Annotated in this window: 10 protein-coding genes and 1 pseudogene; all 11 read left to right on the top strand. The window is 38.8% G+C overall.

The window, feature by feature from the left end; translation table 11 throughout:
* Positions 1 to 548: 548 nt before the first annotated feature.
* A complete protein-coding gene (trmJ, locus tag BKK50_RS03780) occupies positions 549 to 1268 on the top strand; it encodes a tRNA (cytosine(32)/uridine(32)-2'-O)-methyltransferase TrmJ (RefSeq protein ID WP_077415455.1) in 720 nt (239 codons plus the stop codon).
* Between the two features lie 50 nt (positions 1269 to 1318).
* Positions 1319 to 1768, top strand: a complete 450-nt coding sequence (gene iscR / locus BKK50_RS03775) for a Fe-S cluster assembly transcriptional regulator IscR (protein ID WP_077415453.1) — start codon at positions 1319 to 1321, stop codon at positions 1766 to 1768.
* Positions 1769 to 1822: 54 nt separating this feature from the next.
* Positions 1823 to 3037, top strand: coding sequence for an IscS subfamily cysteine desulfurase (locus tag BKK50_RS03770; protein ID WP_077415451.1), 1215 nt, complete (start codon positions 1823 to 1825; stop codon positions 3035 to 3037).
* Positions 3038 to 3101: 64 nt separating this feature from the next.
* Entirely contained in the window at positions 3102 to 3485 is a 384-nt protein-coding gene (iscU, locus tag BKK50_RS03765) for a Fe-S cluster assembly scaffold IscU (RefSeq protein ID WP_077415449.1), read from the top strand.
* A gap of 54 nt (positions 3486 to 3539) precedes the next feature.
* Positions 3540 to 3863 carry an iron-sulfur cluster assembly protein IscA gene (gene iscA, locus BKK50_RS03760; RefSeq protein WP_077415447.1) on the top strand — a complete coding sequence of 108 codons (324 nt, stop codon included), beginning with the start codon at positions 3540 to 3542 and terminating at the stop codon, positions 3861 to 3863.
* Between the two features lie 17 nt (positions 3864 to 3880).
* Entirely contained in the window at positions 3881 to 4402 is a 522-nt protein-coding gene (gene hscB, locus BKK50_RS03755) for a Fe-S protein assembly co-chaperone HscB (RefSeq protein WP_077415445.1), read from the top strand.
* Positions 4403 to 4404: 2 nt separating this feature from the next.
* Entirely contained in the window at positions 4405 to 5211 is an 807-nt protein-coding gene (locus tag BKK50_RS03750; RefSeq protein WP_077415443.1) for a glycosyltransferase family 8 protein, read from the top strand.
* A 15-nt stretch (positions 5212 to 5226) separates the two neighbouring features.
* A complete protein-coding gene (locus BKK50_RS03745; RefSeq protein WP_077415441.1) occupies positions 5227 to 5877 on the top strand; it encodes a DUF2625 family protein in 651 nt (216 codons plus the stop codon).
* 24 nt (positions 5878 to 5901) lie between these two features.
* Positions 5902 to 7761 carry a Fe-S protein assembly chaperone HscA gene (gene hscA / locus BKK50_RS03740; protein ID WP_077415439.1) on the top strand — a complete coding sequence of 620 codons (1860 nt, stop codon included), beginning with the start codon at positions 5902 to 5904 and terminating at the stop codon, positions 7759 to 7761.
* An 86-nt stretch (positions 7762 to 7847) separates the two neighbouring features.
* Positions 7848 to 8189: an ISC system 2Fe-2S type ferredoxin gene (fdx, locus tag BKK50_RS03735; protein ID WP_077415437.1), complete on the top strand. Its 342-nt coding sequence runs from the start codon at positions 7848 to 7850 to the stop codon at positions 8187 to 8189.
* Positions 8189 to 8377 (top strand): annotated as a pseudogene (gene iscX, locus BKK50_RS03730) (Fe-S cluster assembly protein IscX); the annotation flags it as partial. The gene fdx and the pseudogene iscX, both read left to right, overlap by 1 nt.
* Positions 8378 to 8430: the final 53 nt, after the last annotated feature.

The raw sequence follows: 8430 nt of genomic DNA, 5'->3' as shown, positions 1-8430 counted from the left end.
AAAAAGACGCTTTATAACGCTTAATAAAACGAGAAACACAAGGGTATTGCCCTTCAAAACCAAGGTTTTGTCAATACTCAAAATATCGTACTGCGGTTAAACGTTGAGAAGATGGCTTCCCCATCTTCTCTTTAAATCGTTCGGTTAATAGTGCTTTATAAGACCATAATTTTGTGTTGAGGTTAATAGCGGGAAACCTCAATCATATTGAGATATTTTTGACAGCACAACGACTGAGTCGAAGTTTTTCAGCGATTTTACACTGAAAAAGCCCTTCTTTATGATAAAGATGGCGGATTTTTAAGATGGTTTCCATGCAAAGCATACCAGGTTATTCCCTGTTTAAATAACAGGGTGTTTATCAAAAAATGCAGTGGAATCACTTTTCGATGATCTTACTACATCAGCCTGCTGTATTTTTGCATGATCATTAACATTTAATCATTATTGATAACTAATCTTTATTATTAAGATAAGAAAATTCTTGACCTAAATCCAATGTTATTGTGGTAGAATAACCCCTATATTTAGTCAGATAATAAAGTATTATGTTTGATAATATCCGCATCGTTCTCATTGAGACTTCGCATACAGGGAATATCGGTTCTACAGCAAGAGCAATGAAGACAATGGGACTTTCTCAGCTTTATCTTGTTTCTCCGAAATCCATTGATGAGCAGTCTATTGCACTTGCCGCCGGAGCGGATGATATTGTTAACAATGCCAATATTGTTTCGACTTTTGATGAAGCAATAGCCGATTGCTCTTTAGTGATAGGGACAAGCGCACGTTTACGCCATCTACAGAGTACATTAATTGAGCCAAGAGAATGTGCAGAAAAAGTAGCACAGTATCAAGGAAATGTTGCCGTCATTTTTGGGCGAGAGAGAGTGGGGTTGCATAATGATGAGTTACTTAAATGCCATTATCATTTGACGATTCCGGCAAACCCCGACTATTCTTCATTAAATCTAGCTATGGCGGTTCAAATTGTCTGCTATGAATTACGTATGGCACACTTGATGGAACAACAGCTTCCTGATATTAAGTCTGACAATCAGTATGCTACATCACAGGATATGGAATATTTTTTCAATCATACCGAAAAGCTGTATCAATCTTTAGGATTTATTCAAAATCCGGGAGTGATGCAGAAGTTAAGACGTTTATATACCCGTATCAATATAGAACGAAACGAATTAAATATTTTACGTGGTATGCTAAGTGCGGTTGAAAAGCGATTGGATTTATCTAAAAGAGATAGTTGATTGTTTTAGTCAGATATGTGAATATTAGCGCAATTTTTTAAGGAAACTTTATGAAACTTACTTCAAAAGGACGTTATGCTGTGACGGCAGTACTGGATATTGCATTAAATTCTAGTTCTGGTCCTGTGAACCTTGCCGATATTTCTGAACGTCAAAATATTTCACTATCCTATTTAGAACAGCTTTTTGCGAAATTACGCCGTGGAGGGTTAGTAAAAAGTGTTCGAGGTCCCGGTGGGGGGTACCAATTAGGATTACCAAGCGAGCAAATTTCTGTCGGTATGATTATTTCTGCTGTGAATGAAAACATACACGTAACAAAATGTTTAGGAAGCGGAAATTGCCAACAAGGTACGGAATGTTTAACCCATACCCTTTGGGAAGAATTAAGCCATCGTATTGAAAGCTTTTTAAATGAGATTACCTTGGCAGAACTTGTGAATAAGCATGTCAAATCTCAATCTCATCATATTGAAAATTTAATATTAGTAAATCAATAGGAAAGTAGCCGTTTATTTTAAGCGGTCAAATTTGGAATGATTTTAGGAGTGAAAATGAAATTACCTATTTATTTGGATTATGCAGCAACCTGTCCGGTTGATGAAAGAGTAGCTAAGAAAATGATGGAATTTCTAACCATCGAGGGCACTTTTGGAAACCCAGCTTCTCGCTCACATAAATTTGGTTGGCAAGCCGAAGAAGCGGTAGATATTGCGCGTAACCAAATTGCTGATTTAATTGGTGCGGATTCTCGTGAAATTGTGTTTACCTCTGGCGCAACAGAAGCGGATAACTTGGCAATTAAAGGTGTAGCCCACTTTTATCAAACCAAAGGGAAACATATTATTACTTGCAAAACCGAGCACAAGGCCGTATTAGATACTTGTCGTCAATTGGAGCGTGAAGGTTTTGAGGTGACTTATTTATCACCGGAAGCGGATGGTTTAATTGATTTAGCGAAATTCAAAGCCGCCCTTCGTCCGGACACGATTTTAGTTTCCATTATGCACGCCAATAATGAAATTGGTGTGATTCAAGATATTAAAGCGATTGGTGAGCTTTGCCGTGAAAATAAAACCCTTTTCCATGTTGATGCAACACAAAGTGTCGGGAAGCTACCGATCAATCTTGCCGAATTGCCGGTAGATTTGATGTCAATGTCCAGCCATAAACTTTATGGACCAAAAGGTATCGGGGCGTTATATGTTTGCCGTAAACCTCGTGTACGTTTAGAAGCGATTATTCATGGTGGTGGTCATGAACGTGGTATGCGTTCCGGCACATTACCGGTTCACCAAATTGTGGGTATGGGTGAAGCTTATCGTATTGCGAAAGAAGAAATGGCAACAGAAATGCCACGTTTGAAAGCACTTCGTGATCGTTTATATAACGGTTTGAAAGATATTGAAGAAACCTATGTTAATGGTTCGATGGCACATCGTCTTGATAATAACTTAAACATCAGTTTTAACTATGTTGAAGGGGAATCATTGATGATGGCATTGCGTGATATTGCCGTATCATCCGGTTCCGCTTGTACTTCTGCCAGCCTTGAGCCTTCTTATGTATTGAGAGCATTAGGTTTAAATGATGAATTAGCACACAGTTCAATTCGTTTTACTTTAGGTCGTTATACCACTGAAGAGGAAATTGATTACACTGTTAATTTAGTCAAAAATGCGGTTGAAAAATTACGCGAACTCTCCCCATTATGGGATATGTTTAAAGAAGGTATCGATCTTAATACGATTGAGTGGTCTGCCCATTAATCTTTCATCAACTTCTCAAATTGATGAAACAGTCTTTATCAGAATTTAAAAAAGGAAAGTTAAAATGGCTTATAGTGAAAAAGTAATCGACCATTATGAAAATCCTCGCAATGTGGGTTCAATGGACAAAAAAGACAGTTCCGTAGGTACCGGAATGGTCGGGGCTCCGGCTTGTGGTGATGTTATGCAGTTACAAATTAAAGTCAATGACAACGGCATTATCGAAGATGCAAAATTCAAAACCTATGGTTGTGGTTCTGCGATTGCATCAAGCTCATTGATTACCGAATGGGTTAAAGGCAAATCTTTAGAAGAAGCAGGGGCGATTAAAAACAGCCAAATTGCGGAAGAATTAGAGTTGCCGCCGGTGAAGGTTCACTGTTCGATTTTAGCCGAGGATGCGATAAAAGCAGCGATTGCCGATTATAAAGCAAAACAAGGTGAATAAATAAAAAGTGCGGTTGTTTTCGACCGCACTTTTACTGATTTCTTGGGGGGAAGAATGAGCATTACATTAACAGAAAAAGCGGCTCAACGTGTTAAAGCTTTTTTAGATAACCGTGGAAAAGGCATTGGATTGCGTTTAGGTGTCAAAACATCGGGCTGTTCCGGATTGGCTTATGTTCTAGAATTTGTGGATGTGTTAAACGAGGAAGATCAGGTCTTTGAACAACACGGCGTGAATGTGATTGTTGATCCGAAAAGCTTGGTCTATCTCAACGGCATTGAATTGGACTATGTCAAAGAAGGGCTGAACGAAGGCTTTAAATATAACAATCCAAATATGAAAGAATCCTGTGGTTGCGGTGAAAGTTTCCACGTTTAATGTTGAGCTAAAAGAGTATGTTAAATCCCTTTGAAATTTTTGGTTTACCTGTTGATTTCCAGTTGGATAGCCAAGCATTAAATGCCCGTTATCTGGAATTACAAAAAGCGCTTCATCCTGATAATTTTGTATCCGCCAGTGCGCTAGAGCAGAGAATGGCGATGCAGAAATCAACAGAAGTGAATGATGCCTTAAAAACGTTAAAAGATCCGATTCTTCGAGCAGAAGCCATTGTTGCACTTAATCTGTGTGAACAACAAGATATTGAACAAAAGAGCACGCAAGATGTGGCGTTTTTAATGCAGCAGTTACAATGGCGTGAAGAGCTTGAAACAATTGAACTGGAAAAAAATGAAGTCGCATTGTCTATATTTGAGGAAAATGTCTGTAAAGTTAAAGTAGAAATGCTAAAAGAGTTACAAACTTATTTAAGTAATAATGAATGGGATAACGCATTATCCCTAACAAATAAATTACGTTTTATTCAAAAATTGATTTCTGAAATAGAAAAAACGGAAGAGCTATTGTTGGAGGTATAGTTATGGTGGATAAAAACACAATTGTTTTTGCAGCAGATAGTCGTTTTTCTGAACAATTAATGACTGCGATAAAATCAATTTGTTACCACAATAAAGATATACGTTTTTTTATTTTAAATAGAGAACTTTCGAGTGAGTGGTTTAGTCATATTCGTGCTTTTTTAGAGAAAATAAATTGTGAAATTTTTGATATAAAAATAGAATATAATGAATTAAAGAAATATTCGACTTTACCACATATATCCTCAGACTCCACCTATTTTAGATACTTCATTCCTGAATTTATTGATAGTGATAGAGTGCTTTACTTAGATTGTGATGTAATTGTTAATGGGTCATTAAACTCGATGTTTGAAATTGAACTAGGCGGCTATTTTTTAGCAGCCAGTTTAGATAATTTAGCTCATGATTTCCACAATCAGGATAATGCTTTTAACGCTGGAGTATTAATCATTAATAATCAATTGTGGAAAAAGTATGATACCCATCAGGAGCTCCTTAGGTTAACAGAACAATATGGTCATAAAATATCTGATAGTGATCAGGGAATTTTAAATTTATTATTTGAAGGTAAATGGGTGAAATTAACGCATAATGCTAATTATTTAGTTGGTGCTGAGTATATTTATATTAAAAATAATTTAACACAATTGATTCTTCGTCCGGAAAATGAGTTACCACTAATACTTCATTTTAATACCGAATTTAAGCCTTGGTTACCAATATATGATTTGCCTTTTAGGGATATTTATTGGTTTTATTATTCATTGCCTTGGCAAGATATTATTACTAAGCATCAAGAGGGATAAGTAAAAGGAAATAAAATGAAATCTCTCAATGAACTAATAGATAAAGAAAAGACAACGTGGAATATGATTCAAAGCTGGTTTAAGCAGGCCAATAACAACTTTGAAGTGTTGCCAAAGGAGGTGGAAGCCGCGAATAGCGAATTGTTGGGAATGCAGCTTTCAACCAAAACTCCTTTAGGGGCGATTATTTATGAAACCGGTGGTCTCTTAATTGACGGTGGTTGGTTGCGTATTTTAGGTTCGGGGCACGAAAAATTGCCCCGTGGTTTTTTTACTTGGAATTTGGGTAAGACCTTTGAAGGTATGGGGGAACGTCCGCTTTATTTATTGATTGCAGATGATATTGTAGGCGGTTATTTTGCGGTAAATGGTGGTGGTTTAGGAGAAAAAATCGGGATAGTTTATTACTATCATCCAAAAAAGCGAAAATGGGAAAGTATCGGACTAAATTATTCGCAATTTCTAGGTTGGGCACTTACAGCCGATATAGCGAGCTTTTATTATGATTTACGAAAAGAAAATTGGCAGCTCCTATTGGAACAAGTAAACGGTAACCAAATTATTAATTTAGAAACGTTGCAAACTCAGCCCATTGCTCGTCATTATCAGGATCTATTTACAGAGGAAGAAGATGATAAACACTGTTTCGGTTACCCGGTTAATTAATTTGATAAATTGATAGAGAAAAAAATGGCATTATTACAAATTTCAGAACCTGGACAAACAGCTGCCCCTCATCAACATCGTTTAGCCGTAGGGATTGATTTAGGGACGACTAATTCCTTAATTGCCTCCGTAAGAAGCGGTCAGACGGTGATTTTAAATGATGAGCAAGATCGCAGCCTAGTTCCTTCCGTGGTGTACTATGGAAAAAATGGAAAACAAGTGGGGATAGAAGCCTTTGCGCAAGCCTCAAGTGATCCTAAAAATACGATCATTTCTGCCAAACGCTTAATTGGACGGAGTCTAACTGATGTTCAGGCTCGTTATCCAGCCATGCCTTATGATTTTGTAGCGAGTGAAAATGGCTTGCCGTTGATCCTCACAAACCAAGGGAAAAAAAGCCCTGTGGAAGTATCTGCCGATATTTTGGCGCATTTGAACCATATCGCAGAACAGCGACTAGGAGCAGAATTATCCGGGGTTGTGATTACCGTTCCCGCCTATTTTGATGATGCTCAACGCCAAAGCACAAAAGATGCCGCCCGTTTAGCGGGATTGAATGTATTACGCTTATTAAATGAGCCGACAGCCGCCGCTGTGGCGTACGGTTTAGATAGCGGTCAAGAAGGTATTATTGCGGTTTATGATTTAGGCGGTGGAACCTTTGATATTTCTATCCTGCGTTTATCTAAAGGTGTATTTGAAGTGCTTGCAACCGGTGGTGATACGGCTTTAGGTGGTGATGATTTCGACCATTGCATTGCTGATTGGGTGGTGAAACAAACACAATTCCAACCACAGAATGTTAATCAACAACGTGAACTACTCACCCTTGCCGGTCAAGCAAAAGTTGCGTTGAGCAACTCGGAAAGTGCGGTCATTTCTTGGCAAGATTTTTCTATTAGCATCACCCGTGAGCAATTTAATGAATTAATTCATCCCCTTGTAAAACGTTCATTACTTGCTTGTCGCCGAGCCTTAAAAGATGCCAATGTCGATGCTGATGAGGTTCAACAAGTGGTGATGGTGGGTGGCTCAACACGCGTGCCTTATGTGCGTGAGCAAGTTGGCGAGTTTTTTGGTAAAACACCATTAACTTCCATTGATCCGGATAAAGTGGTGGCACTAGGAGCGGCAATTCAAGCAGATATTTTAGTGGGTAATAAAACCGATGCGAATATGTTGCTACTTGATGTTGTGCCACTCTCACTAGGTATCGAAACCATGGGCGGATTGGTGGAAAAAATCATTCCACGCAATACCACCATTCCTGTTGCCCGAGCACAAGAATTTACGACATTTAAAGACGGTCAAACCGCAATGACCGTGCATGTTGTGCAAGGTGAACGTGAATTAGTGGAAGATTGCCGTTCACTTGGGCGTTTTACTCTGCGTGGTATTCCGCCAATGGCCGCCGGTGCAGCCCATATTCGTGTGACTTATCAAGTGGATGCCGATGGTCTATTAAGTGTCACTGCGATGGAAAAATCCACTAAAGTGCAGGCCTCCATTCAAATTAAACCTTCTTATGGTTTAACCGATGAAGAAGTCACCGCTATGATTAAATCCTCTTTTGACCATGCTGAAGAAGATTTACAGGCCCGAGAGCTGGCAGAGCAACGGGTGGAAGCAGATCGTGTGATAGAGAGTGTGATTGTCGCCTTACAAGCGGATGGTTCAACATTGCTCAGTACAGAAGAATTTCATCATATTGAGGCGGTGTTGAAACAATTGATTGCCCTGAAAGAGGGAAGCGATCGTCAAGCTATTGCACAAGGAATTAAAGCCTTAGATGTGGCTACGCAAGCATTTGCGGCAAGACGAATGAATGCGAGTATTCACCAAGCCTTAACCGGTAAGAATGTATCGGATATGGAAAAATTGTAAAGAAAAGTGCGGTTAAATTGAAGTGGGTTTTCAGCGATATGATTTAACCTAACTCATTTAATCATTGTGATTTAAAGGAAAGTATTATGCCAAAAGTAATTTTTTTACCAAATGAAGAGTTTTGTCCGGAAGGTATGGTAGTTGATGCAGCTGCCGGGGATAACTTATTAGAGCTGGCACACAATGCCGGGGTAGAAATTCACCACGCCTGCGATGGTTCTTGTGCTTGTACGACTTGCCACGTGATTATTCGTGAAGGATTTGATTCTTTAAATGAAACCAGCGATCAAGAAGAGGATATGCTGGATAAAGCTTGGGGCTTGGAAATGGATAGCCGCCTTTCTTGCCAATGTATTGTGGGAGAAGAAGATTTAGTGGTGGAAATTCCAAAATATAACCTTAATCACGCAAATGAGGCGGCACACTAATGAAATGGACAGACTCACAACTGATTGCAGAAGAATTGTATGATCGCAACCCCGATCTTGATCCCAAAACAGTACGTTTTACAGATCTACACCAATGGATTTGCGAACTCGAAGACTTTGATGATGATCCACGAAAATCTAATGAAACAATTCTTGAAACGATCTTATTGAAGTGGTTAGATGAGTTTGGTGTATGCGGATCTCCCCCTCCCCAAACAAAACAAGGGGCTGTACTAGATAA

Origin of the sequence: Rodentibacter rarus (genome assembly GCF_001998965.1) — a bacterium.
GTDB lineage: Bacteria > Pseudomonadota > Gammaproteobacteria > Enterobacterales > Pasteurellaceae > Rodentibacter > Rodentibacter rarus.
Note: the sequence above shows the minus strand (reverse complement) of the source record. Positions and strands in the feature narration are given on the sequence as shown.